The sequence below is a fragment of the Bacillus sp. DWP3-1 genome, from assembly GCF_049896565.1.
In the GTDB taxonomy this organism is placed as follows: domain Bacteria; phylum Bacillota; class Bacilli; order Bacillales; family Bacillaceae; genus Bacillus.
In genome coordinates, this window is record NZ_JAFCUN010000003.1 from 128,287 (window position 1) to 155,098 (window position 26,812).

Consider the following 26,812-nt stretch of genomic DNA (forward strand, 5'->3'; position numbering starts at 1 on the left):
ATGGCGGTTTATTTGGTGAACATGATCATGGTCTATTTATGGTCGAGCTTTGCCGCATTTTACGGCAGGCGTGATGATACCATTCAAAGCGGATGGCGGCCTAACAAGATTCTGGTGTTATTTCCGTTTTTGTTTCTTTGTATTGTCGCTGGTATTCGGTACAAAGTAGGAACCGATTTTGTCACATATGGACAGATGTATGAGTTCTCCGTCAATTATGAAAAGCCTTGGCATATATTCGGACTTGGTGTGGACAAGGCGGCCACTGACCCAGGATTTACGTTTATTTTATGGATGCTCAATCAACTGTCCCGTGATCCGCAAATCATGTATATCTCGGTTGGGGCGATCACCTATTTTTTTATCATCAAGACGCTCGTTCAATATGGCCGTCCCTTTGAGCTGAGTATGCTGCTTTTTCTCGGCACTTTTCATTATTACGCTTCGTTTAATGGCATGCGTCAGTATATGGTGGCTGCGGTTCTTTTTTATGCCATCCGTCTTGTGATCAATGGTCAGTGGAAATTGTATTTTCCGCTTGTCCTCGTATGTTCATTGTTTCATTCATCGGCTCTCATCATGATTCCTGTGTATTTTATCGTGAGAACAAAATCGTGGTCTTGGATGATGCTGGTTTTATGCATGATTTTCTTAGGGTTAACCGCTCTTTATGACCGCTTTGTTTCCGTGTTTGTCGTGATGCTGCAAGGCAGTTCATATGGGCATTACGAGGAATGGCTCACAACGAATACGAATGGAATGAATGTGACAAAAATTGGTGTGTTGGTTTTGCCGCTTTTGCTTGCTTTCCTTTATCGAAAACGACTTCGTGAGCTGACGCCTGAGAGTGATTACGTTGTGAATTTTTGTTTGCTCGGTTTCTTGTTTGGCATCCTTGCTACAAAGGATGTCATTTATGCAAGATTTCATATTTATTTTGGCTTGTATCAGCTCATTTTACTGCCATATTTCACCCGTATTTTTGATCAGCGGTCTAATGTCTTTATCTATGTAGGGATTGCTGTTTGCTATATTCTGTACAGCATCATGCTGATGCCGTTCGATTCATCTGTTTTACCGTACAGGACGATATTTACAAAGTAGATTTGGAGAAAGGTGGGGCATGTTGTAATGCCAGCTATCAGTCTATTGGTCGCAGTCTACAATACGAGTCAATATGTGGAGCAATGCCTTCAATCAATTGCAGATCAAAGTTTTTCAGATATAGAGGTGATTCTCGTGAATGATGGATCGACGGATCACAGCGGAGAATATCTTGAAGCGTTTGCTGCGCAAGATCAGCGCTTTCGGGTCATTCATCAAACCAATCAAGGGTTAGGCGCTGTGAGGAACCGGGGCATCGAAGAAGCAAAAGGGACGTATATCGCCTTTATTGATTCAGATGATATTCTCGCGCCTCATTACTGTGAAGCCTTGTATGAAAAAGCTGAAATGACCGGCGCAGATCTTGTTGTCAGTGAGTACTGGATTCAATTTGAACAGTCAAAGCGAACCATACCAACAACGCTGTTAGCCGAGCGATCAGCCGAAAAGACGAGTTTAATTGAAGCGTTATTGCACGGAGACATCACGGGGTTTTCATGGAATAAGCTGTATCGGCGTGCCTTTATCGAAGAACATCACATTCGATTTCCGCTGCGGGGGGAACTTGAGAACATAGAAGATCAATATGTGACGCTGCGCTGTTTTTCTTTATCACGCAGCATCGCCTTTGTTCATGAACCTCTTTATTACTACAGGGTTCATCTGTCATCTATTGTGCAGCGATATCAGAAGCAGTATTTTCATCATGGACTGACCTTTTATCATGCGCAGCGCTTGTTTTTGAAAGAATATGATGACATCTCTCTGTATGAGAAGGCACTTGATTTTTTTATTGTCAATCATACTCTTCATTGTATGCTCAACGAATGGAAGAGCCAAAATGCCCTCTCTATTCGGGAAAAGCTTGATCACATGCGGGAAATGGTGACACACGAGGCCTTTCTGTATGCCGTCAAACAAGTGGAACCATCGAAGCTCACCGCTCGAAAGCGAATGATTTTATTCCTTGCTAAGTGCCGGTTGGTTTATCCGCTTTCTGCCGCCGCTTCAAGCTATCAAAAATGGATCGAATATCAAACAAGGAAATAGGGGTGATGAGATTGACATTGCAGCAATTGAAGGCGCACGCCGCAGAGTGGCTGCTCTTAAAGGTTAAATATCCACTTGAATATCGACTGAGCCGCCAAAGCCTGCCAGAGCTGAGTCATCAGAAGAAAATCATTCTCACGCTGCTGCCGGGGCATGATAATTTAGGGGATCATGCGATTGCCTATGCGAGTTATTGTTTTTTAAAAGAGCACTTTCCCGCTTATGACATCATGGAAGTGGACATGAAAGAGATCTATTGCCTCGCCCGTCCGTTAAAGCGTATGCGGCACCCAGAAGACATCGTCTGTATCATCGGTGGGGGCAATATGGGGGACTTATACCGTTATGAAGAATGGACGAGACAATTTATCATGAAAACCTTCAAGTCCTATCCGGTGATTCAATTGCCGGCTACTGCCCATTTTACAGAAACAAAGAGAGGAAAAAGAGAGGAACGCCGCGCTATTCAAACATACAAACACCATCCAAGGTTGCTTCTCATGGCAAGAGATCAAACAACCTATACCTGGATGAAGCAGCACTTCCCTGATCAAAATGTGTGGAAACAGCCTGATATGGTGCTGACATTAGATGAATCGACTAAGGAACAAAAACGTGAAGGGGTTCTACTTTGTTTGCGAGAGGATAAGGAAGCGTATCTCACTGAAAAGGAGCGGCGGCAGCTAAAGCAGCATATTCAAGAGACGTATGATCAAGTCGGTTTGATTACAACGACAATTGGCAAACGAGTTGATCGAACGACTCGCCTAGATGAATTATCTGCCTTATGGACAGAGTTAAGTAAGGCTCAGGTCGTCGTGACAGACCGGCTTCACGGCATGATTTTTTGTGCGATTACGCAAACACCGTGTGTTGTCCTCAGGTCGTTTGATCATAAGGTGATGGAAGGGTATGAATGGGTGGCTCATCTTCCGTTTTTGACGCTATTGAAAGAACCGAATGAGGCGGCTGTGAAAGAGGCGATTCATCAGCTGATGAAAACGAGCGGACAAAAGGGAGAGGAAGCTGGATGAAAGCTTTTAAACGCTGCGTGAAAACAAAATGAATCGAGCGTTTCTTTACAATGCCAGTGCAAACTTCATGACGTTTGTCTTGATGATGCTTATGTCTGTTTGTTTAACACCGTACATCGTTCATACACTTGGAGTGGAAGCATTCGGCTTAATCCATCTGACGCAAAATATGATCAACTATTTATCGGTTATTACGGCTTCATTAAGTGCTGTTGTTGTGCGCTTTTTTTCTGTGGCGGCTCATAAAGGAGAAATGGAGAAGGCGCAGCGCTATCTCTCATCTTATTTCGTTAGTTCCATTTTTTTATCGATCAGTCTTTTTCTGTTTTGTCTGTTCATGTCCCGTCAGCTGGTAGAGTGGCTTCATGTGCCTGATTATCTCGCAAAAGACACACAGACCGCCTTTATATTAGGGGGTCTTTTATTTATGCTCAATTTTGTCATGTCCGGCATTGGGGCTGCGCCGTTTTATGCGAATAAGTTATATGTATCAAGTGTTGGTCAGTCCATTCAGATGTTTTTGAGGGCATTTATGATTATGATGCTGTTTACATGGACGGCACCAGCCATCTGGCATATTCCGCTTGCGGCCGTCATAGGAAGCTTGGCGGCTATGGGAATCGGTATCTATTATTTTAAAAAACTCATTCCTTGGTTTTCGTTTAAGTGGCGGCACGTCTCATTATCTTCTAGTCTCACACTTGTTCGATCAGGGGTCTGGCATTCTTTTGAGCAAATGGGAATTTTGTTGTTTTTACAAATTGACTTATTGATGACCAACCTGCTCATTGGAGCGGAAGCGACGGGACAGTATGCGGCGATTTTACAATTCCCATTATTATTACGCACACTCGCAGGGACACTGGCGGTTGTATTTGCCCCAACGATCACGAAATTTTACTCGAATCAAGATGAAGAAGGTCTCATCCAATATGCAGCCAGTGCCATTAAATGGAGCGGTTTATTTGTCGCGTTCCCAGCCGCTCTACTAGGAGGGCTCGCCGGTCCGCTCATGCTTTTATGGCTTGGACCTGCCTTTGAAGAGCTGAAATGGCTTCTCATGATTCATGCAGCTTATTTATGTTTGACCTTGATGTTTTTACCGCTGACATATGTGCCGACCGCTTTTAATCGATTGAAAGTTCCAGCGGTGGTCACGCTCATATTAGGAGTATCCAATGTGATTTTTGCCTATGGATTGACTCATATGCTTCAGCTTGGCTTATATGGCATTGCATCAGCAGGAGCGATAGTTTTATTGATGAAAAATATCGTGTTTCTGCCATTTTATACGGCCCGCATCACGAATCAGAAACGCACCATCTTTTACAAACATACATTGGTTCCACTTGCAGGAGCACTCATGATTTGGGGCGTCTGTGCAGGGATTCAGGCGTTTTATGACGTGAACTCATGGTTGGAGCTGTTTTGTATTGGTGGTCTTTGTTTCATTCTCTATATGGGCTACTTGTATCAATTTGCAGGAACAAAACGAGAGCGGCAGCAGCTGGTGCATAAGGTAAAACAAGCTGTTTCCCGCTAGTGAGATAAGGAGATTTAATGATGAAAAGAATGTTAGATGTGATGGTGGCATTGACGCTGCTCATCGCAGGCAGTCTTCTTTTTCTTCTGATTTATGGGCTGATTCGGTGGAAAATTGGGACGCCTGTGTTGTTTCGGCAGAAGCGGCCTGGTCTGTATGGCCGGCCATTTATGCTATATAAATTTCGGACGATGACCGATGAACGCGACGAGCACGGAGGGCTCCTGCCAGATCATCTTCGATTAACAAAAACCGGCGCCTTGATTCGCAAGCTCAGTCTTGATGAATTGCCGCAATTAGTCAATGTCCTAAAAGGAGAGCTCAGTCTCGTTGGACCAAGGCCTCTTCTGATGGAGTATCTGCCGATGTATACAGAGGAGCAAGCAAGGCGCCATCTTGTAAAGCCTGGCATTACTGGATGGGCACAGGTGAATGGAAGGAACACGATCTCCTGGGAGGAGAAATTCACCTATGACCTCTGGTATGTCGAGCATCAAACGTTTTGGCTGGATATGAAAATTTTATGGATGACCTTGCTGAAAGTCATCAAAACAGAGGGGGTGCAGCAGCCGCATCATGCCACAGCTGAAAAATTCAAAGGAACCGATATGTAAAGAGCAACCCATAGGTTTAATTGGTGCTGGCGGGCATAGCAAAGTCATTCAGGAAATGATTGTTGCACATCCCGATTACTCATTATGTGCCGTATTAGATGATCAATTTGAAGAGGAGGCCACTCAAAGCGGCATCTTGTATGGACCGATCTCCATGAGTCAACAGCTGAGAGAGACAATGCCTCATATGAAATGGCTGATTGCTATTGGGCAAAATGAGATGAGACAGCTAGTAAAGGAACGCCTCTCATTTGAAAACAAGGCGTTTGCCACACTCATCCATCCAGAGGCGGTCATAAGTCCATCAGCGGTGATTGGAGGGGGAACTGTCGTGATGGCAAGAGCAGTGGTTCAAGCAGATGCAGCAATCGGTGAACATGCGATTATCAACACAGGATCTATCGTAGAGCATGACTGTATACTCGAATCGTTTGTGCACCTATCACCAGGAGCAGTGTTAACTGGCTGTGTGTCTGTACGAATGGGTACCCATATTGGGGCAGGTGCTGTTGTGATACCCGGGATATCGATCGGAAGCTGGACAATCATTGGCGCAGGAGCCGCAGTAACAAAAGATATACACGATCAGAAAGTCGCTGTAGGCATTCCTGCAATAGAAATCAAAGATCGGAGAGAAGGTGGGAAATGATGCAAGAAAGGAAACGAATTTACTTATCACCACCGCATATGAGCGGAAAAGAGTATCTGAAAATAGAGGAAGCTTTCAAGAGTAACTGGATTGCACCGCTTGGACCTCTTGTGAATGAATTTGAGCAGGCAGTCGCACGCTATGCAGGAGTGAATGCAGGAGCGGCTTTATCTTCTGGAACAGCAGCAATTCACCTTGCATTAAAGCTTATTGGCGTTCAAAAAGGTGACATTGTCTTTTGTTCCACCCTCACATTTGTTGCAACTGCAAATCCGATCTTATACGAACAAGCCACACCCGTTTTTATTGATTCTGAAAGAGATACATGGAATATGTGCCCGCTTGCTTTAGAGAAAGCCTTTGTGGAATCAAAACGACTTGGAAAAAGACCCCGTGCTGTTATTGTCGTGCATTTATATGGACAAAGCGCAAAAATGGACGAGATTCTGGCGTTGTGTGAAGCATATGATGTACCAGTCATTGAGGATGCGGCTGAATCGTTAGGTGCTCTATATAAAGGGAAAAAAAGCGGCTCAATGGGCAGGTTCGGTGTCTATTCGTTTAATGGAAATAAAATCATTACAACATCAGGTGGCGGTATGCTTGTGAGTGATGATGAAGCTGCGATCGAACGCTGCCGCTTTCTCGCTTCACAGGCTAGAGAACGCGCCATGCATTATGAGCATCAAGAGATAGGATACAACTATCGCATGAGCAACCTGCTAGCAGGCGTCGGGATTGCTCAGATGGAAATATTGGACGAGCGTGTTGAACAGAAGCGACGCATTTTCAAGCGTTATCAGGATGCTTTATCTAAGGTAGAGGGCCTGTATTTCATGCCAGAATATCAAGGCACCAAGTCCAACCGCTGGCTGACGACATTGACTATTGATCGTGATAAGAGAACGTCTCCAGTGGACATCATTGCTGCACTAGAAAAAGAACAGATCGAAGCAAGGCGTGTATGGAAGCCGCTGCACCAGCAGCCGCTCTTTCGTAATTGTCCTTTTTATTCAGCAGCGAAAGGCACTCCCGTATCTGAGTTGTTATTTGAAACAGGGCTTTGTCTCCCCTCTGGAACAAGTATGACAGAAGCTGAACAGGATCGTATCATTGACACACTTCGTAATGCCCTGCGAGAAAAAACATTCACCTCTTCACAGGCTGCTCATTCGTAAGCAGCCTGTCTCTCTTTCTATCAAATTCATCAATTAATGGAATAAATAGGTATATGTATTGTCAATTCGTTTTAAATATGATATTGACAAAGGGGTCCTTCCTCCTTAAAATGAAAATGATTATCAGCGTCAATTAGGAGGAACATCTTATGTCTATTTGGAGTAAATTTTTTCCGAAAATTAAAATAAATACAGTATTACCTTTCCTGCTAATCTTTTTATTAGTAGGCTGCTCTCAAGCAAACAATGGAGCAGAAGGAAACAAGGATCATCCTGACATGATCACGATGGCTTGGCCGAGAGATATTGGCGAAATGAATCCGCACGTATACAACCCATCGCAATTGTTTGCACAATCAATGATTTATGAGCCATTGGTCAGCTATCAAAAGAATGGAAAGCTAAAACCTGAATTAGCGAAATCATGGGATGTTTCAAAGGATGGCAAGGTGTATACTTTTCATTTAAGAGACAATGTGACGTTCTCAGATGGATCTGAGTTTAATGCTAACATTGTGAAAAAGAACTTTGATTCCATCTTAAAAAACAAGGATATACATAGCTGGTTAGGTGTTATAAAAAAAATCAAAAAGACAGAAGCAGTAGACAAGAAAACGTTTAAACTCACATTAACAGAGCCATATTATCCAACTGTTCAAGAATTAGCAGTTGTCCGCCCGGTTCGTTTCTTAGGAGAAGCAGGCTTCCCTAAAAACGGAGATACGTCAAAAGGGATTGAAAAACCAGTGGGGACAGGCCCTTGGGTATTAAAAACATATCAAAAAGATGACTATGCCATTTTCGAACGAAATGATCATTATTGGGGAGAAAAACCAAAGGTTAAAGAAATCAAAGTCAAGGTGATCCCAGATGCGGAAACGAGAGTCATGGCATTTGAAAAAGGCGATGTAGATGTCCTTTACGGAGAAGGAACCATTAGCCTTGATGCCTACAAACAGCTAGAGGCGAGCGGCAAGTATGAAACAAAAATGTCAGAGCCTGTAGCAACGAGACAGCTTGTCATGAACACAAAAGTGGATCAGCTGTCAGATGAGAAAGTGCGTCATGCCCTTCAATATGCTATTAATAAGAAATCAATGGTAGAAGGTGTCACCTCTGGCTTAGAGGATGAAGCAGATCACATATTGCCGACCAACATGCCTTACACATCTGATATTAAGGTGAAGTCTTTCCAGTATGATGTAGACAAAGCGAAAGCATTGCTGGATGAAGCAGGCTGGACACTTCCAAAAGGAAAAACCGTTCGTGAAAAAGATGGAAAAGCGCTTGAATTTAGTATGATGTATGACTCAGCAGAATCGATTCAAAAAGCGATGGCTGAGACGCTTCAAGCAGAATGGGGAGCCATTGGCGTTGGCGTCAAACTTGAAGGTGTGGAGCTGGCAACACAGGTGCAGCGCTTTAAAGCCAACAAATTTGATATGAACTTCTTTAGCAACTACGGAGCGCCTTATGATCCGCATACATTTATGAACGTCGTCTCATCAGATGGTTTTGGATTCAAAGAAGCCATCTCAGCCTATCCAAATAAGGACAAGCTGATCAAAGAAATGAGCGAAATTCCATCAACAACCAATGAAAACAAACGAAAAGCACTTTATTCGTCTGTGTTATCTTCATTACAGGATCAAGGGGCGATTGTGCCAATCTCTTATTTTAAAAAGACAGCCGTTTATCAAAAAAATGTGAAGGACTTTGAGTTCCCAGCAAATCGTGATGAACATCCATTCACAGGCATTAAGCTGAAGTAATAGAAGGAAGGTAAGGAAATGGGCCGCTATATCGTCAAACGCATGCTATCAATCATCCCTGTATTTTTATTAGCCACACTTTTTACGACTGGTATGATTCACCTTTCACCAGTTGACCCGGCTGAGGCATATTTAGCAGCGGCTCATATCCAGCCTACGGATGAAATTTTAGCGCAAAAACGAAATGAATTTGGTTTAGACCAACCGTTTTATATGCAGTATCTTCACACCATTGAAAAAGTCATTCACCTTGATTTTGGCCAGTCGTATATGTCGAACCAGCCTGTGCTCAATGAGGTGATCTATAGAATACCAGCGACGATTCAATTGGCGCTGACTAGTCTGCTGATAGCTATTTGTGTCAGCATTCCGCTCGGCTTTTTCAGCGGCATGAGGAAAAATGGCGTCGTTGATCATATGAGCCGGCTTATTTCTTTTTTAGGAGCATCTATCCCGACGTTTGTCTTGGGGTATTTGCTCATCTTCTTTTTTTCAGTGAAGCTCGATCTTTTACCAGTTGAAGGGGTCGGAACATGGGAGCATCTCATCCTGCCGTCGATCACACTGGCCGTCCCTTTAATTGCTACGTATACAAGGCTATTACGATCAAGTGTGAGTGAGGCGCTTCAAGAGCCTTTTGTTCAATATGCGAGAATCAGAGGACTAAAGGAACGGTCGATCATGTTCAAGCATGTATTGAGAATCGCGATATCGCCAATGCTGACAGGGCTTGGGGTGAATCTTGGCAAGCTGCTGACAGGAACCATTATCGTAGAGGCGGTTTTTTCATGGCCGGGGTTTGGGCGCTTCTTTATTGAAGCGATCTTTAACCGGGATCTGCCGGTCATTCAATTCTATGTCCTCATGGCAGCATGTATCTTTATCTTGAGCAGCTTGATTGTGGACTTGCTCCAGCTGATCATTGACCCCCGTATTTCCAGAAAGGAAGGCCGCCAGCCATGATGACAAAAGGAAAATATCTCTTCTCTCATCAAAAGATGATCTCGATCTGTGTGGTGCTCCTTGGTCTATTGCTGATTGTGACAGTATGTGCACCGTGGATCGCTCCACATGATCCGGCGGCTGTCAATCTAGCGATGAAGCTAAAGGGGTCTTCGTGGGAGTATCCTCTTGGGACAGATCAATTAGGCCGATGCAATTTATCTCGAATTTTATATGGTGCACGTGTTTCACTAGGCTGTGCGTTATTAATCTTTCTCTCTTCTTTATTGATTGGGTTAATCGTTGGTTTGTTGTCAGGTTACAAAGGCGGCTGGATCGATCACGTCTTGATGAGAATCTGTGACGGGATCATGGCATTCCCGAACCTGGTGCTGATTCTTGGATTAGTCGGCATCTTCGGTCCTGGACTTTCTCAAGTAGTGCTTGCCTTGATGCTGGTACAATGGGTATACTATGCTCGCGTCTTTCGAGGAATGGTGCTGAGTTTAAAAGAACAGAACTTTATTGCTGCCGCAAAAATCAGCGGGACGTCCCACTGGAACATCATGAGAAAGCATATGATTCCAAATGTCCTGCCGCCACTCGCGGTCATAGGTACACTCGAAATGGGCTGGGCGATTATGGACATTTCTGCGATGTCCTTTCTCGGATTAGGCGTTCAGCCTCCTATGCCTGAATGGGGGGCGATGATCCATGAAGGGAAGTCGTACATTCAAACGAGTCCTCAGTTGATGCTATACCCAGGTCTTGTGATCATGGCTGTCGTGGTCCTCTTTAATTTACTAGGAGAGGCCCTCTCAGAGAAATATGGTATCAAACGCCGTGTGTAAAGGAATGATCGATGTGCAAGAGTCCATTTTACAAATAGAGAACCTGCATGTGCAGACGAAAACGCCTCATGGGACAACCTCTCTTATTCAGGACGTATCGTTTGAAGTAGGGCGTGGTCAAATCGTTGGATTAATAGGTGAGAGCGGCTGCGGGAAAACGGTGACAAGTATGTCGATCTTACATATGCTTGACCCGAAAACAACGGAAGTCACTGGCAGCATCACATTACAAGGACGAGAATTGATCGGTATGAGTGAAAAGGATATGCGCTCTATTCGGGGCAAAGACATCTCATATATTATGCAAAATCCAATGAACAGCTTTACACCAGTATGGACGATCGGTCATCAGCTGATTGAAACCATCCGCCGGCATACCGCTGTCAGTAAAAGGCAGGCACGAGCGAAGGCAATGGATGCGTTAGCGCAGATGAATCTGCCCCAGCCAGATAAGCTGTTAAACAAGTATCCCTTTGAACTAAGTGGCGGCATGCTGCAGCGTGTCATGATTGCCATGGCAGCCTGCATGCACCCGCCTCTTCTCATAGCAGATGAACCAACAACTGCTTTAGATGTACACACGCAGAAGCTGGTGCTTGAGCACCTAAATCAAATTCGTCATGAGTATGGAACTGCCATTTTGCTCATTACTCACGATCTTGGCGTCATTGCAGAAATGGCAGATCAGGTTGTCGTCATGAGACAAGGAGAAATGGTTGAAAAGGCAGAAGTGCTTGAGCTTTTTGAAAACCCGAAGCATGATTATACAAAGAAACTATTAGCAGCTCGTCCATCCATCCCAGCTGTTTGCCCGATTTGAGGTGAGAAGGCCCTTGCATTTATTAGAAGTGAAAGCAGTTAGTCATTCATACAACAGCCGGTCGTTTCTGATGAGAAAAAAAGGCGCAGACCAAGTCTTAAGCGGCGTCAATTTAATCATTGAAGAAGGCACATGCCTCGCATTGCTGGGGCAAAGCGGCGCAGGGAAAAGTACACTAGGCCGCATCATACTTGGTCTAGAGAAACCAAGAGCCGGTCAGGTCCTTTTTGAAGGGCAGGATATATATTGTGCAGATCAGCGAACACGCAAACATTATCGCCGGCATGTGCAAGCGGTGTTTCAAGATTCATATTCGGCGGTGAATCCAAGGTGGACAGTCGAACAAATTTTATCCGAGCCGCTTGAAAACTATGAAGCTATGGGCCGACAAGAACGCAAAAACGTGTTGATTCACTGGCTGGAAAGAGTCGGGCTCAGTGAAAAGGACTTGTCTAAATATCCGCATCAATTCAGCGGCGGCCAGCTGCAAAGGATCAACATCGCAAGAGCCTTATTGCTGCAGCCAAAGCTCGTCGTACTGGATGAATCCGTCAGCAGCTTAGACATGGTTACACAGGCTGTCATTTTAGATTTATTAGTAGAATTAAAGAAGGAACTGGGTGTCGCTTACTTATTTATTACACATGATATGACGGCAGCCTATCATGTAAGTGATCAATTGGCGATATTGGATCAAGGTGAACTTGTTGCTCAATTTCAATCAAAGGATGATTTCTTTTCATCAGAAGAGACAGCGGTGCAGAAAATGAGAGATGCAATGCTCGCAGACCATCCTTTGTCCCGAACAATTGGCAGACCGGTTCGGTAAATCTTCATTTCATCAACGCCTCTTTTAGAAGAGGCTATTTTTCATGAAAGGCAGGTGGCATCGTGAACCATCGAGCGTATTTAGCTTTGGCCATTCCTTTAACCATCTCAACGATGACCACCCCATTACTTGGAGCTGTTGATACAGCAGTTGTCGGTCAGCTCGCCAATCCCGCTTATATTGGAGGCGTCGCGGTTGGCAGTCTCATTTTCAGTACACTATATTGGCTCTTTGGTTTTTTGCGGGTGAGTACATCTGCTTTTGCCGCCCAGGCAAACGGGGCGCAGAGTGAGGAGCAGGGCGTACTTGCTTTTCTAAGACCTTTTTTAATCGCCATCATTGTCGGCCTTTGTTTTATTGCCCTGCAATGGCCAATTATTCAATCTGCTTTTCTAGTGATTTCTCCCGCTGCGGATGTCCGGCAATTTGCAGCAGATTATTTTCATATTCGTATTTGGGGTGCCCCGTTTACCTTGATGAATTATGTGATATTAGGGTGGCTGATGGGAATGGCAAAAATGAAAGAAGCCCTCTCTTTACAAATCTTGATCAATGTCATGAATATGGTCCTTGCCCTTCTGCTTGTTCATGTTTTTTCGTTTGCAGTCAAAGGGGTGGCGGCTGCGACATTGATATCTGAATTAACTGCCTTTGTGCTAGGCGCATGGATCATCATGAAGCATTCCAAAAACGGGTTCCAGATGCCTTCTCTTAAGAAAATCATGGATACACAGGCAGTTCAGAAAATGTTTCATGTGAATAAAGATTTGTTTATTCGGACGATTTGTCTGCTAGTGGTGATTAACATGTTTACAGCAAAAGGTGCTTCTTTTGGAACAGAGATGCTGGCGGCCAATGCCATCTTATTTCAAATTCACTATATCATGGCTTATTTGTTCGATGGTTTTGCCAATGCATCCAGCATCCTTGTGGGCAGATCAGTTGGTGCAAATGACCGTACCCTTTATGAAAGAACTTTAACTCTTTCGAGACAGTGGGCACTTGTCATGGCATGCGTCATTGCGTCGGTTTATTTTCTCTTAAAAGAGCCGATCTTGAGCTTGTTTACAAATCTTCCCCGGCTTCTTGATGTGACATTAGGCTATGCAGACTGGCTCGTTCTCTATCCGTTTGCCGCTTGTTTCGGTTTGGTCATATACGGCGTATTTACAGGTGCGACAGAAATTGCCCCTGTCAGAAATTCGATGCTGTTTGCGATGATCTTGTTTATCGTTGTTCAAGCAGCGGTCACGCCTATTTGGCACAATCACGGACTATGGTTTGCCTTTATCATCTATACTATCGGACGGTCTGGCTTTTTGATGATGTACAAATCAAGGCTGGATCAGAAGCTTTTCGCAAATGAAAAACACCCTTTGCCATCATGACAAAGGGTGCTCTTTTTCGTTCATTCATTCGCTTTCTTTTTTCACTTTTTGATATGCTTCATCAAGATGCTGAATACGCTTCAAGACCACAGCGTTTTTGGTCAGCTGGTCTTGTACAAGTGTGGACACCACTGAGCGGTAATAGGCATTCATGGCATGAATCTTGTCTTCATTTTGATTCATGGCGATGTGCTGTTTCAAGTTGTCAACAAAGTATGGAACGGAAAAAAGTTCAGACATGGGAATCACTCCTATTTCGTATATACGGTCCGTCAATCTTCATGTAAAATGATGAGAGGGAGGGGAGACAATGAGCCTTAATCTGCAACAAGAACAAGTATTAAAGCAGGTGCTCACACAAGAACTCAGGCAGGCCATTACGCTGCTCCAGCTGAATAGCGCTGAGCTTGGCGAGTATCTTGACCAGTTAGTGCTTGAGAACCCTCTGATTGAGCGGAAAGACACGGACAGCTATCAACCAGTTTATCATAAAAAATCTCAAGATCTAATGACAGAGCCGTATCGAACGCATCAAAAAGAAAGCCTGCAAATGTATTTAAAGAAACAAGCTATTGATTTGAATCTAAGTGAAAAGAATCAAAGGATCTTTGACTTTATGATCGAGTCCATTGATTCCAATGGCTATTTAAATGAACCGGTTGACGAGATGGCAGCTGTCTTAGAGGTGCCAGCTGAAGAAGTAGAAGCCGTCCTTCATCAGCTTCAATCGCTAGAGCCTGCCGGTATTGGCGCAAGATCATTACAAGAATGCATTCTGCTTCAGCTGAGAAGAAAAAAGGAGCGCTGGTATGAAGCCGAGCTGATCATCGACGAGCACTTCTTTCTCTTTGCAAGAAAGGCTTGGAAGGAAATCGCGGCGAAAACAGGCGTTTCAATGAAAACACTTCAAGCGGTACAAGATGAGGTGTCGCAGCTGGAACCAAGACCGGGCATACATTTCTCATATGAAGAGGACCCTGTGTATATAGAGCCAGATGTGACGATTACTGTCGTGCAGGACCACATCACATTTGAGCTGAATCAGCGCGCTTTTCCAGACGTTGAAATGAATGAAGGATACTTCGCCATGATTCAAGACCAGAAGCGGCATGAAGCATATGTGTATCTAAAGGAAAAAGAGCAGCAATACAATTGGCTTGTCCAAGCGCTGAAGCAAAGAAAACAAACGATGACCCATGTCGTTCGTGAGATTATCTTCCATCAGACAGATTTTTTCCTTACAGGGAAACATAAAATGAAACCGCTTACGATGAAGCGAATCGCAGATATATTGCAAGTGCATGAGTCAACAGTCAGCCGAACGGTGAAAGGGAAAATGGTGCAAACCCCTTATGGTCTCATGGAAATGAAACAATTTTTCCAAGCAAAACTAGAAGGACCTTCGCTGGAAGAGGCGTCCAGCTACACAGTCAAGACGCACATCGCAGAGCTGATCCAAACGGAAAATAAGAAAAAACCGTATTCAGATCAGCAAATGATGACGCAGCTTCAGCAAACCTTTGGTATCCGTGTGTCGCGCAGAACCATTGCGAAATATCGTGAACAAATGAATCTTCCATCATCTACACTGCGGAAGCGCTATGATTAAAAAGAAGTACTTGCCAGAAACAAGGCAGGTGCTTCTTTTTTGTTGAAAGCAAGGCACACAGAAGATTTTTTGAAAATTAAATCGGGGAGACGTCTGAACGGAAATTTTGGGGTAAAGTATAAGATAGGGCATGAGCCGATAAGGATAGACAACAGTGATGAGGTGAGACCAATTGAAATATAAACAAATCAAAACCAAAAAAATATATGAAGAAATTGCGGATGCATTAATCGAATTCATTCGTACAGGTGAGCTTCTTCCGGGGGAAAAATTAGATTCGGTTCAAGCGCTCTCAGAAAGCTTTCAAGTCAGCCGTTCCGCTGTAAGAGAGGCGCTGTCTGCTCTCAAAGCGATCGGATTAATAGAGATGAAGCAAGGGGAAGGCACGTATGTGAAGCAGTTCGATCCTGAACAGCTCGCATTTTCTTTATCTCCTGCATTTTTAATGAAGCAGCATGATGTCAGGCAGCTCCTTGAAGTGAGAACCATCATTGAAACAGGTGCTGTTAAAAAGGCGGCGCTGCTTCGGACGGACGATGACCTTCATCAGCTGCGTGATGCACTCGAACAAATGAAGCTGGCAGAAGCACATGAAGAAATTGGTGAAGAGGCAGATCTCACCTTCCATCTCGCCTTAGCCAAAGCCTCGAAGAATGATGTATTAAAGGTGTTAATGAATCAAGTCTCAACCTTGTTAGTAGAAACGATGCGGGAAACGAGAAAAGTCGTATTATTCTCAACGAAAGCCTCCATTCGGCAGCTTTACGAAGAACATGAACAAATTTACAAAGCCGTCATGGCAAGGCAGCCAGAAGAAGCAGAGAAAGCGATGCTTACGCATTTGAAAAATGTAGAAAATCTGCTCGGTGATGTGCTGCAAAAAACAGCAGAACAGTCAGATACACAATAAGCTGTGCCGAATGATGGCACAGCTCTATTAATGACGAGAAATATGTAGCTTTTTCATTCGATATTGCAGACTTTGCCTGCTCATGCCCAATAACTTTGCAGTCTGTGAAATATTATCGTCCATTTTTTCTAAGTAATGGACGATGTATTGTTTTTCGAATCGCTCCATTTGGGTTTGGAAATCAGTCGTCTGTTCTGGGCTTGTATAGACAAAGGTGTCAGCAGCTGCGGTTTGCTGCAGAGAATTTGTTTGCAATTGCGCCTTAGGACGGCCTTCCCCGTGCTTAAATCTAAAATGATAGGGAAGGTGATGCATGCTTAAGTCGTCTTCATCCATCATCATATTCATCCCCGCCTCAATCACATGCTCCAGTTCTCTTACATTGCCTGGCCAATGATACGCTTGGAAAAGGGCAAGTACCTCTTCGTCAGCCGTCTTCACCTTCATTTGAAACAGCTCATTATATTTTTGAATAAAATGATTCACAAACGTAGGAATGTCCTCTTTTCGCTCAGAAAGCGGCGGGATAAATAAGGTGACAATACCGAGCCGATAAAATAAATCCTTGCGCATGCGTCCACCTGCGATCGCATCCACAGGGTCCTCATTCATATTGGCAATGACTCTTACATCAACAGCGATTTCTTTTGTGCTGCCTAGCCTTCTCACGCGTTTCTCCTGTAAGACGCGCAGCAGTTTTGCTTGAAGAGGAGGATTTAATGAGTTGATCTCATCTAAAAGCAATGTTCCTCCTTGCGCCTGTTCAAATAAACCAGGCTGATCAGTTGCCCCCGTAAAAGCCCCTTTTTGTGTACCAAAGAGCAGACTTTCAATCAGATTATCAGGCAGTGCTGCACAATTTTGGGTAATAAATGGTCCAGATGACCGGCTGCTGCCGTTATGAATGCTTTGAGCAAACAGTTCTTTCCCAGTCCCTGTTTCGCCAACAATGAGCACATACGAAGAGGTGCGTGTCGCTCGTTTCGCATGTTCAATCACCTCTAAAAATGCAGGGCTTTGTCCAATAATGGAATCAAAGGTAAAGCGTGTGCTTCCTTTTTTCTTCATATTGTGATGAATCAGTCGTTCCAGCTTGGTCACATCATTTGAAATTTCAACTGCCCCTTGAATGAGGCCGTCTCGAACGAGCGGGTATGTATGGTTAATCGTTGTGATTTCTTTTCCGTTGTAATTATGATACGTCTGCTTGGCATGAACGGTTTGTTTCCCGGTACGAAGCGCTTGGACAAGTGTACTGTGCATCTCATCTTGAAAGGTGAAGAAGTCGAGTACATTTTTATGGAGAACATCAGAGCGTTTTAAAGACTCAATCTCCATCATTTTTTTATTATAAACAACCGTATGGCCATTCTCGTCAATTGCATGAACCCCGACATCAATTAAATCGAGCATTTGTTTATACAAATCAATCTCATTTTCAAGCTTTGCGGCATGCAGATCTTTTTTCACTTGTGCCACCTCCTGACGTTACCTCTATTTTACATGAAAAATTTTGCGTTTTCCTCTAAAAAATTTGGCATGCGCAAAGAAATTTTGCGTAAATAATGAGGTAGACCCTCATGATCAAGCAGTCAGAAAGTTGGCACGATCCTTGCATAACATATGGATGAAGATGAACCCAATTGAAAGAAGCTACCTTACAGAAGGAGGAATAGATGATGACACAGACAAATGAATTGATTCAACAAACAGAACAATATGGAGCGGCAAACTATCATCCGCTGCCAATTGTGATTTCAGAGGCTGAGGGAGTGTGGGTGACAGACCCTGAAGGCAATCGATATATGGATATGCTCAGTGCGTATTCCGCAGTGAACCAAGGACATCGCCATCCCCGCATTATTGAAGCGCTCAAAAAACAGGCAGACCGTGTGACACTCACGTCGAGAGCTTTTCATAATGATCAGCTTGGTCCTTGGTATGAAAAAATTTGCAAACTGACGAATAAAGACATGGCACTGCCAATGAATACTGGTGCTGAGGCTGTAGAAACCGCTGTAAAAGCAGCAAGACGCTGGGGCTATGATGTTAAGGGAATCGAAGAGAATCGTGCAGAAATCATTGCGTGTGTTGGCAATTTCCATGGGAGAACGATGACGGCTGTGTCTCTTTCCTCTGAAGCAGAATACCAAAGAGGCTTCGGTCCAATGCTTCCCGGAATAAAATTGATTCCTTACGGAGATATTGAAGCGTTACGTGAAGCTATCACACCACAGACAGCGGCTTTCCTCATTGAGCCCATTCAAGGAGAAGCAGGAATTGTCATGCCGCCAGAAGGCTTCTTGAAAGATGCCAAGGCGCTTTGTGAGAAAGAACATGTGCTGTTCATTGCGGATGAGATTCAAGTGGGGTTAGCACGAACAGGTAAGATGTTTGCGTGTGACTGGGAAGACATTGAGCCAGATATGCTGATCCTCGGGAAAGCTTTAGGCGGCGGCGTCTTTCCAATCTCGTGTGTCGTAGCAAACCGCGATATATTAGGCGTGTTTAACCCTGGTTCTCATGGGTCTACCTTCGGAGGAAATCCTCTTGCGTGTGCGGTGTCGCTTGCTGCACTGGATGTTTTAATCGACGAAAAGCTTGCAGCACGTTCCATGGAGCTTGGCGAATACTTCAAAGACAAACTATCACGCATTCAAAGCCCTGTGATTAAGGAAGTGCGCGGCCGCGGATTATTTATAGGAATGGAGCTGACAGAGGCAGCTAGACCTTATTGTGAAAAGCTGAAGCAAGCAGGATTGTTATGTAAAGAAACCCATGAGACAGTTATCCGTTTTGCACCGCCGCTGACCATTTCAAAAGAAGATTTAGACTGGGCAATTGGTCATATTGAAGCACTGTTTCAAGCCTAAATGCCAAAGGGGGAGGAACCTTCACTTTCTCCCTTTCTTTTTCAACGAACAGCGAATTTTGTCAAAGGATGATGAATAGAAGAAGGAAAGTGGGGAAGTGGATTTGAAGCAAGAACAGCATAATGAACTAGAGCGTTCCATGAAAAGCAGACATCTCTTTATGATTGCCTTAGGCGGCGTCATCGGTACGGGCCTTTTCCTTGGATCAGGATTGATTATCCATCAGGCAGGACCTGGCGGAGCCATTCTATCGTTTATCATTGGCGGACTGTTAATGTATTTGGTCATGCTGTGTCTTGGAGAATTAGCAGTGGCGATGCCGACAGCCGGGTCCTTTCAGGAGTATGCAACCAAATATATAGGTCCATCCACAGGCTTTATGATCGGCTGGCTGTATTGGTTTAGCTGGGCGTGTACGATTGGACTGGAGTTTACGTCAGCAGGCATATTGCTCCAAAGGTGGTTCCCAGATATCCCGGTTTGGCTCTGGTGCCTAGCATTTAGCGTGATATTATTTGCCGTGAATGCCATCTCAGCTCGCAGCTTCGCTGAAACAGAATTTTGGTTTTCAGCCATTAAGGTTGCAGCCATCCTATTGTTTATTATCATCGGAATTGGCGCAATTTTCGGAATGATTCATTTAAAAGGCGGAGAACCAGCCCCTTTATTTCGTCATTTGACGGATCATGGCGGACTATTTCCTAATGGTGTTTTTGCTATTTTATTAACCATGGTCACGGTCAATTTCTCCTTTCAAGGAACAGAACTTGTAGGGATTGCAGCAGGTGAGAGTGAAAGCCCTGAAAAAACATTGCCTCGATCGATACGGAATATTATTTGGAGAACGATGGTCTTTTTCGTTTTATCAATTGCGATTCTTGCCGCGCTTCTTCCATGGCAGACAGCAGGCACTGTTGACAGTCCGTTTGTGGTCGTGCTGGACAAGGTCGGCATCCCATATGCTGCAGATATCATGAATTTTATTATCATCACAGCTGTCTTATCTGTAGCAAACTCTGGATTATATGCATCATCACGTATGCTTTGGTCGCTTTCAAAGGACGGGAAAGGACCTGGCTTTACGAAAAAGCTGTCCAAGCGTAAAATCCCGATCAATGCATTATTGGTGACAATGGGTGTATCCGCTTTATCCCTGCTCACAAGTGTTGTGGCACCAAAAACGGTGTATGTGTGGCTCATTTCGATTTCCGGAATGGTTCTAGTTGTGGTGTGGATGTCCATTTGTTTGTCTCAGTATTTCTTTAGAAAACAATTCATAAAAGCGGGTGGAGATGTAAAGGATCTCGTCTTCCGTACACCGCTCTATCCATTTGTGCCATTGGCAGGCTTCATCGCATTTGGCATCGTTCTCATCAGCCTATTCTTTATTGAGGATCAGCGGATTGGCCTTTATTGCGGCGTTCCGTTCATGGCTGTCTGCTACATCATTTATTATTTCAAAATCAAACCGAAGGAAGAGGCAAAGCGTTTCGCCGAAGAGGAAGGAACCATCCCCAAAACATAAAAGACCAACTATATCAACAAAATGTGCATGCGGATCTCACACGCATGCACATTTTCAATGGTGAATTCATTGAATATAGAAGAAAATAAATATTTTGAAAAGAAATATCATAGCAAGAACCTTGATGACAAGCAGGTTATCGGTGAAAATGTGTCTATTTTTTGTCTAAATGTGTTTGTAAGAGTTGAAAATGCAAGATTATCCTGTTAAAATAATTAAAGAAAGCAGGGATTGATTTTTTTTGGCTGTGGCGGGACGTTTTTTGTCACAGTGGGACGTTTTTAGTCCAACGTGAAAAGAAAGGGTCGTTAGCCATGAATCGTTTATTGGAAGCTCAAAAAAAATTATTGCCAGATCTTCTCATCGTTATGCAAAAACGCTACGACATTTTGCAATACATCAGGTTAGCTGAACCAATCGGCCGCAGAAGCCTTGCGACGAGCCTAGGTCTCAGTGAGCGCATCTTAAGAGCTGAAGTTCAGTTTCTAAAAGAACAAAACCTGCTGGATGTCAAAACGAGCGGCATGATGCTGACGAGTGAAGGCCACGCTTTGCTTGAAATGCTTGAAGGAATGATGAAGGACGTTTTAGGTTTAACCTTTTTGGAAAATACATTAAAGAGGAAGTTAGGCCTAGAAGAAGTCATCATCGTTTCTGGTGACAGTGACGAATCCCCGTGGGTGAAGCAAGAAATGGGAAGAGCTGCTGTCCAATGTATGAAAAAAAGGTTTACTGGAAATAATATCGTCGCCGTCACTGGCGGAACGACGATGGAAGCCGTTGCCGAAATGATGACCCCTGATGCCAAAAACAGAGGCATGATGTTTGTCCCTGCGAGAGGCGGTCTTGGGGAGAATGTAAAAAATCAGGCAAACACCATTTGTGCCCACATGGCTGAAAAAGCTTCCGGTACTTACAAACTGCTGTTTGTTCCAGGGCAGCTGTCAGAAGGTGCTTACTCTTCTATTATTGAAGAGCCGTCAGTCAAAGAAGTGCTTCAAACGATTAAATCATCCACGATGCTCATTCATGGGATCGGTGAAGCAAAAACAATGGCGATGAGACGAAATACACCAGCTGAAGATTTAAAAAAGATTGATGAGCATGACGCAGTGACAGAGGCCTTTGGCTATTACTTTAATCGTGATGGTGAGGTCGTCCACAAAGTGCACTCCGTCGGCATGCAGCTAGATGATTTAGAAAGCATTCCACACATCATTGCTGTTGCAGGTGGATCATCAAAGGCAGGGGCCATTGAAGCTTATTTCAAAAAACCCCGCCGAACGGTTCTCGTCACAGACGAAGGAGCCGCAAAAGAGTTATTAAGGGAGTCAATTGATCCCTCAATATAAAACATTGTTACCTATAAAAGGAGGAAACATCATGGCAGTAAAAGTCGGTATTAACGGATTTGGACGTATTGGACGTAACGTATTTCGTGCAGCATTAAACAATCCTGAAGTTGAGGTAGTAGCGGTTAACGATCTAACAGACGCTAACATGCTTGCACACCTTTTACAATATGACTCTGTTCACGGAAAACTAGATGCAGAGGTTTCTGTAGACGGTACAAACTTAGTAGTGAACGGTAAAACAATCGAAGTATCAGCTGAGCGTGACCCTGCGAAATTAAGCTGGGGTAAACAAGGCGTAGAAATCGTTGTTGAATCTACTGGATTCTTCACAAAACGTGCAGACGCTGCAAAACACTTAGAAGCTGGCGCTAAAAAAGTCATCATCTCTGCTCCTGCTAACGAAGAAGATATCACAATCGTTATGGGTGTAAACGAAGACAAATACGATGCAGCTAGCCACGATGTCATCTCTAATGCATCTTGTACAACAAACTGCTTAGCTCCATTTGCAAAAGTACTTAACGATAAATTTGGTATCAAACGCGGTATGATGACAACTGTTCACTCATACACAAATGACCAACAAATTCTTGATCTTCCGCACAAAGACTACCGTCGTGCTCGTGCAGCTGCGGAAAACATCATCCCAACTTCTACAGGTGCTGCGAAAGCTGTTTCACTTGTATTGCCTGAACTTAAAGGTAAATTAAACGGTGGCGCTATGCGTGTTCCAACACCTAACGTTTCTTTAGTTGACCTTGTGGCTGAATTAAACCAAGATGTAACAGCTGAAGATGTAAATGCAGCACTTAAAGAAGCAGCTGAAGGAGAACTTAATGGAATCCTTGGCTACAGCGAAGAGCCATTAGTATCTGGTGACTACAATGGTAATGCAAACTCTTCAACAATCGATGCTCTTTCTACAATGGTGATGGAAGGCAGCATGGTGAAAGTCATTTCTTGGTACGATAACGAGAGTGGATATTCTCACCGCGTTGTTGACCTTGCAGCTTACATTGCAAAACAAGGTCTTTAATTTGTCACACTGAAGGAACTCACTTGGTTCTTTCCTAGAGACACGATATAATGAAGACGGACAAGGGAAGGGGAAGCATCCCTTTCCCTTTTTCTCTGTTTTTATCCGTTCTGCACGATTTCTCGTTTTGATGAGGGCAAAATGGGAAAAGGATAAAGAGAGACTTGTCCAATGCGTAAGGAAACCAGAATAAAGGAGGATCTCCTGACGAGCATGAATAAGAAATCAGTAAAAGACATTGACGTAAAAGGTAAAGTTGTGTTCTGCCGCGTAGATTTTAACGTTCCAATGAAAGACGGAGAAGTGACGGATGATACTCGTATTCGCGCAGCATTACCAACGATTGAGTATTTAACAGGACAAGGCGCAAAGGTACTGCTAGCTAGTCATTTGGGTCGTCCGAAGGGTCAAGTTACTGAAGAATTGCGTCTGACACCTGTAGCAAAACGTCTGCAAGAGCTTCTTGGACAAGAAGTGAAAAAAGCGGATGAAGCTTACGGTGACAACGTGAAAAAGCAAATCTCTGACTTAAAAGAAGGAGATGTGCTAGTGCTTGAAAACGTTCGTTTCTATCCTGGTGAAGAAAAGAACGATCCTGAACTATCAAAAGCATTTGCTGATTTAGCCGATGTGTATGTCAATGATGCGTTCGGTGCTGCACACCGTGCACATGCATCCACTGCTGGTATTGCAGCATATCTTCCGGCTGTTTCGGGCTTCCTCATGCAAAAAGAGCTTGAGGTTCTAGGAAAAGCCATTTCAAACCCTGATCGCCCATTTACAGCGATTATTGGTGGCGCAAAAGTAAAGGATAAAATCGGTGTGATTGAAAGTCTTCTTGATAAAGTGGACAACCTCATCATCGGCGGCGGACTTGCTTACACATTTGTGAAAGCACTAGGCCACGAAGTAGGAAAATCTTTATTAGAAGAAGACAAAGTCGATTTAGCGAAATCCTTTATGGACCGTGCAAAAGAAAAAGGCGTGAACTTCCTGATTCCAACAGATGTTCTGGTAGCCGACGACTTTTCAAATGATGCGAATACAAGCATTGTGCCAATCTCTGAAATTCCAAGTGATCTAGAAGCACTTGATATTGGAACAGAGACAAGAGAGAAGTACGCTGATGTTATTAAAAACAGCAAACTTGTTGTTTGGAACGGACCAATGGGTGTATTTGAAATCGACGCATTCGCTAAAGGAACAAAAGCAATCGCAGAAGCACTGGCAGAAGCAAAAGATACATATTCTGTCATTGGCGGTGGAGATTCAGCAGCAGCTGTTGAGAAATTTGGTCTTGCTGATCAGATGAGCCATATTTCTACAGGCGGCGGCGCTTCACTTGAATTTATGGAAGGCAAAGAGCTTCCAGGTGTTACTGCATTAAACGATAAATAAGACCAAAACTGCTATAAGGAAGTGTCAATCATGAGAAAACCAATTATAGCTGGGAACTGGAAAATGAACAAAACACTTGGCGAAGCAGTTAGCTTCGTTGAAGAAGTCAAGTCATCCATTCCATCTCCTGACAAAGTGGAAGCAATTGTCTGTGCGCCAGCACTTTTCCTTGAAAAGCTAAACAGCCTTTCTAACGGAACAGACCTTAAAATTGGTGCACAAAACATGCACTTTGAAGAAAATGGTGCATTCACTGGTGAAATCAGCCCTGCTGCGCTAAAAGATCTTGGCATCGGCTACTCAGTGATCGGTCATTCAGAGCGCCGTGAATTCTTCGCTGAAACAGATGAAACAGTGAACAAAAAAGCACATGCTGCATTCAAGCATGGCATCGTTCCAATTATCTGCGTAGGTGAAACGCTTGAAGAGCGTGAAGCTGGCAAAACAAATGAACTTGTCGCTGATCAAGTGAAGAAAGCACTAGCTGGTTTAACGACTCAACAAGTCGCTGAATCTGTCATTGCATATGAGCCAATCTGGGCGATCGGTACAGGGAAATCTTCTACAGCGAAAGATGCAAACGACGTTTGCGCGCATATCCGTCAAACCGTTGCAAGCGAATATGGTCAAGAAGCGGCAGACAGCCTTCGCATTCAATATGGCGGAAGCGTGAAGCCGGCGAATATTAAAGAATATATGGCAGAATCCGATATTGACGGTGCTTTGGTAGGCGGCGCAAGCTTAGAACCTCAGTCTTTCGTTCAATTATTGGAGGAAGGTCAATATGAGTAAGAAACCAGCTGCATTAATCATCTTAGATGGATTCGGTTTAAGAGGCGAAACAGTCGGTAACGCTGTTGCCCAAGCAAAGAAACCGAACTTCGACCGCTACTGGAATGAATTCCCGCATCAAACCTTAACGGCTTCAGGTGAGGCAGTAGGCCTCCCGCAAGGTCAAATGGGGAACTCTGAAGTTGGGCATTTGAACATCGGTGCAGGACGCATTGTGTATCAAAGCTTAACAAGAGTTAATGTTGCCATTCGTGAAGGGGAATTTGAGAAAAACGAAACGTTCCTAGAGGCAATGACTTATGCAAAAGAGAATGACAAGGCCCTTCATTTATTCGGTCTCTTGTCAGACGGCGGTGTGCACAGCCACATCCAGCATCTCTTTGCCCTGCTGAAGCTGGCGAAAAAAGAAGGCTTAACAAAGGTATACATTCATGGTTTCTTAGACGGACGTGATGTTGGTCAAAAGACAGCCAAAGTGTACTTAAAACAGCTTGAAGAACAAATCAAAGAAATCGGTGTCGGAGAAGTGGCAACACTTTCTGGACGCTATTACTCAATGGACCGTGACAAACGCTGGGATCGTGTGGAGAAAGCATATCGCGCGATGGCGTATGGTGAAGGCCCAAGTTATCAAAACATTTATGATGTCGTTGATGACTCCTATGAAAATGGAATCTACGATGAATTCGTTATTCCATCTGTCATCACGAGAGAAAATGGTGAGCCAGTTGCAAAAGTAAACGACGGCGACTCTGTGATTTTCTATAACTTCCGTCCAGACCGTGCGATCCAAATTTCGAACACCTTCACAAATGAAGATTTCCGCTCATTTGATCGCGGGGAAGCACATCCGAAGGATTTACACTTCGTCTGCTTTACACACTTCAGTGAAACGGTTGATGGCTATGTCGCCTTCAAACCAGTGAATTTGGATAACACAGTAGGAGAAGTGCTTTCTCAAAATGGATTGAAACAGCTGCGGATTGCTGAAACAGAGAAATATCCTCATGTGACGTTCTTTATGAGTGGTGGGCGTGAAGAAGAATTTCCTGGTGAAGACCGCATCTTGATCAATTCGCCAGATGTGGCAACCTATGACCTCAAGCCAGAAATGAGCGCTTACGAGGTAAAGGATGCACTTGTTGCAGACATCAATGCTGATAAGCATGATGCGATCATCCTGAACTTTGCTAACCCGGATATGGTTGGTCATTCAGGTATGCTCGAGCCAACAATCAAAGCCATTGAAGCAGTAGATGAGTGCTTAGGAGCTGTAGTCGACGCAATCCTAGCAAAAGGCGGACATGCCATCATCACGGCAGACCACGGTAACGCAGACGTGCTGATAACCGAAGAAGGCAAGCCGCATACTGCACATACGACAAACCCTGTTCCAGTAATCGTGACGAAAAAAGGTGCAACGCTTAGAGAAGGCGGCATTCTAGCCGATCTATCTCCAACGCTTTTAGACTTACTTGGTCTTGAAAAACCAAAAGAGATGACAGGAACATCATTGATTCAGAAATAAAAAAATTGATTC

At 44.0% G+C, this 26,812-nt stretch carries 24 protein-coding genes; 22 read left to right on the forward strand and 2 right to left on the reverse strand.

What is annotated here, in order from left to right; all coding sequences use genetic code 11:
• The 13 genes from ACP7A0_RS08300 to ACP7A0_RS08360 all read left to right on the forward strand — a co-directional run bounded on the left by ACP7A0_RS08300 (position 1) and on the right by ACP7A0_RS08360 (position 13,774).
• Complete coding sequence (locus ACP7A0_RS08300; RefSeq protein WP_106030521.1) at positions 1 to 1,104, forward strand: EpsG family protein; 1,104 nt, start codon at positions 1 to 3, stop codon at positions 1,102 to 1,104.
• Positions 1,105 to 1,131: 27 nt separating this feature from the next.
• Positions 1,132 to 2,154 (forward strand): glycosyltransferase family 2 protein, encoded by a 1,023-nt coding sequence (locus tag ACP7A0_RS08305; protein ID WP_060597338.1) that lies wholly within the window; start codon positions 1,132 to 1,134, stop codon positions 2,152 to 2,154.
• A gap of 5 nt (positions 2,155 to 2,159) precedes the next feature.
• The gene (locus ACP7A0_RS08310) at positions 2,160 to 3,188 is read left to right on the forward strand and encodes a polysaccharide pyruvyl transferase family protein (protein WP_426004822.1); all 1,029 of its coding nucleotides are present in this window, start codon (positions 2,160 to 2,162) and stop codon (positions 3,186 to 3,188) included.
• Between the two features lie 28 nt (positions 3,189 to 3,216).
• Positions 3,217 to 4,731, forward strand: a complete 1,515-nt coding sequence (locus ACP7A0_RS08315) for an MATE family efflux transporter (protein WP_106030519.1) — start codon at positions 3,217 to 3,219, stop codon at positions 4,729 to 4,731.
• Positions 4,732 to 4,751: 20 nt separating this feature from the next.
• Positions 4,752 to 5,345, forward strand: coding sequence for a sugar transferase (locus ACP7A0_RS08320; RefSeq protein ID WP_060597336.1), 594 nt, complete (start codon positions 4,752 to 4,754; stop codon positions 5,343 to 5,345).
• Entirely contained in the window at positions 5,308 to 5,994 is a 687-nt protein-coding gene (locus ACP7A0_RS08325; RefSeq protein WP_066030348.1) for an acetyltransferase, read from the forward strand. Before ACP7A0_RS08320 ends, ACP7A0_RS08325 begins: the two co-directional genes overlap by 38 nt.
• Entirely contained in the window at positions 5,994 to 7,172 is a 1,179-nt protein-coding gene (locus ACP7A0_RS08330) for a DegT/DnrJ/EryC1/StrS family aminotransferase (protein ID WP_106030516.1), read from the forward strand. Before ACP7A0_RS08325 ends, ACP7A0_RS08330 begins: the two co-directional genes overlap by 1 nt.
• 149 nt (positions 7,173 to 7,321) lie before the next feature.
• Positions 7,322 to 8,944 (forward strand): nickel ABC transporter substrate-binding protein, encoded by a 1,623-nt coding sequence (gene nikA / locus ACP7A0_RS08335; RefSeq protein WP_060597333.1) that lies wholly within the window; start codon positions 7,322 to 7,324, stop codon positions 8,942 to 8,944.
• A gap of 18 nt (positions 8,945 to 8,962) precedes the next feature.
• The gene (gene nikB / locus ACP7A0_RS08340; protein ID WP_066030350.1) at positions 8,963 to 9,907 is read left to right on the forward strand and encodes a nickel ABC transporter permease subunit NikB; all 945 of its coding nucleotides are present in this window, start codon (positions 8,963 to 8,965) and stop codon (positions 9,905 to 9,907) included.
• On the forward strand, positions 9,904 to 10,737 hold the full coding sequence (gene nikC / locus ACP7A0_RS08345; RefSeq protein ID WP_426004825.1) for a nickel ABC transporter permease subunit NikC: 834 nt from the start codon (positions 9,904 to 9,906) through the stop codon (positions 10,735 to 10,737). The genes nikB and nikC overlap by 4 nt, the downstream gene beginning before the upstream one ends.
• A gap of 4 nt (positions 10,738 to 10,741) precedes the next feature.
• Positions 10,742 to 11,557, forward strand: a complete 816-nt coding sequence (gene nikD / locus ACP7A0_RS08350; protein WP_060597720.1) for a nickel import ATP-binding protein NikD — start codon at positions 10,742 to 10,744, stop codon at positions 11,555 to 11,557.
• Between the two features lie 13 nt (positions 11,558 to 11,570).
• Entirely contained in the window at positions 11,571 to 12,386 is an 816-nt protein-coding gene (locus tag ACP7A0_RS08355) for an ABC transporter ATP-binding protein (protein WP_060597331.1), read from the forward strand.
• Between the two features lie 62 nt (positions 12,387 to 12,448).
• Positions 12,449 to 13,774 (forward strand): MATE family efflux transporter, encoded by a 1,326-nt coding sequence (locus ACP7A0_RS08360; protein ID WP_426004828.1) that lies wholly within the window; start codon positions 12,449 to 12,451, stop codon positions 13,772 to 13,774.
• 24 nt (positions 13,775 to 13,798) lie between these two features.
• On the opposite strand, the gene yvfG is transcribed toward ACP7A0_RS08360, so the two are convergent.
• Positions 13,799 to 14,014, reverse strand: coding sequence for a protein YvfG (yvfG, locus tag ACP7A0_RS08365; protein WP_003213121.1), 216 nt, complete (start codon positions 14,012 to 14,014; stop codon positions 13,799 to 13,801).
• A 70-nt stretch (positions 14,015 to 14,084) separates the two neighbouring features.
• Here yvfG and rpoN point away from each other — a divergent pair, with 70 nt between their 5' ends.
• Together rpoN and ACP7A0_RS08375 are read left to right on the forward strand one after the other, a co-directional pair.
• Positions 14,085 to 15,383 (forward strand): RNA polymerase factor sigma-54, encoded by a 1,299-nt coding sequence (gene rpoN, locus ACP7A0_RS08370; RefSeq protein WP_426004830.1) that lies wholly within the window; start codon positions 14,085 to 14,087, stop codon positions 15,381 to 15,383.
• A gap of 172 nt (positions 15,384 to 15,555) precedes the next feature.
• Positions 15,556 to 16,293: a FadR/GntR family transcriptional regulator gene (locus tag ACP7A0_RS08375; RefSeq protein ID WP_060597329.1), complete on the forward strand. Its 738-nt coding sequence runs from the start codon at positions 15,556 to 15,558 to the stop codon at positions 16,291 to 16,293.
• Positions 16,294 to 16,320: 27 nt separating this feature from the next.
• On the opposite strand, the gene ACP7A0_RS08380 is transcribed toward ACP7A0_RS08375, so the two are convergent.
• Positions 16,321 to 17,763 (reverse strand): sigma-54 interaction domain-containing protein, encoded by a 1,443-nt coding sequence (locus ACP7A0_RS08380; RefSeq protein WP_081311372.1) that lies wholly within the window; start codon positions 17,761 to 17,763, stop codon positions 16,321 to 16,323.
• 209 nt (positions 17,764 to 17,972) lie between these two features.
• On the opposite strand from ACP7A0_RS08380, the gene ACP7A0_RS08385 reads away from it, so the two are divergent.
• From ACP7A0_RS08385 to gpmI, 7 genes are all read left to right on the forward strand, one after another.
• A complete protein-coding gene (locus tag ACP7A0_RS08385; RefSeq protein WP_066030356.1) occupies positions 17,973 to 19,166 on the forward strand; it encodes an ornithine--oxo-acid transaminase in 1,194 nt (397 codons plus the stop codon).
• 139 nt (positions 19,167 to 19,305) lie between these two features.
• Positions 19,306 to 20,691 (forward strand): amino acid permease, encoded by a 1,386-nt coding sequence (locus ACP7A0_RS08390; RefSeq protein ID WP_426004975.1) that lies wholly within the window; start codon positions 19,306 to 19,308, stop codon positions 20,689 to 20,691.
• A gap of 314 nt (positions 20,692 to 21,005) precedes the next feature.
• Entirely contained in the window at positions 21,006 to 22,043 is a 1,038-nt protein-coding gene (locus ACP7A0_RS08395) for a sugar-binding transcriptional regulator (protein ID WP_106030512.1), read from the forward strand.
• A gap of 31 nt (positions 22,044 to 22,074) precedes the next feature.
• On the forward strand, positions 22,075 to 23,082 hold the full coding sequence (gene gap, locus ACP7A0_RS08400) for a type I glyceraldehyde-3-phosphate dehydrogenase (protein WP_012011304.1): 1,008 nt from the start codon (positions 22,075 to 22,077) through the stop codon (positions 23,080 to 23,082).
• A 213-nt stretch (positions 23,083 to 23,295) separates the two neighbouring features.
• Positions 23,296 to 24,480: a phosphoglycerate kinase gene (locus ACP7A0_RS08405; RefSeq protein ID WP_034660025.1), complete on the forward strand. Its 1,185-nt coding sequence runs from the start codon at positions 23,296 to 23,298 to the stop codon at positions 24,478 to 24,480.
• Between the two features lie 30 nt (positions 24,481 to 24,510).
• The gene (gene tpiA, locus ACP7A0_RS08410) at positions 24,511 to 25,272 is read left to right on the forward strand and encodes a triose-phosphate isomerase (protein ID WP_034660024.1); all 762 of its coding nucleotides are present in this window, start codon (positions 24,511 to 24,513) and stop codon (positions 25,270 to 25,272) included.
• A complete protein-coding gene (gene gpmI, locus ACP7A0_RS08415; protein WP_409481579.1) occupies positions 25,265 to 26,800 on the forward strand; it encodes a 2,3-bisphosphoglycerate-independent phosphoglycerate mutase in 1,536 nt (511 codons plus the stop codon). Before tpiA ends, gpmI begins: the two co-directional genes overlap by 8 nt.
• Positions 26,801 to 26,812: the final 12 nt, after the last annotated feature.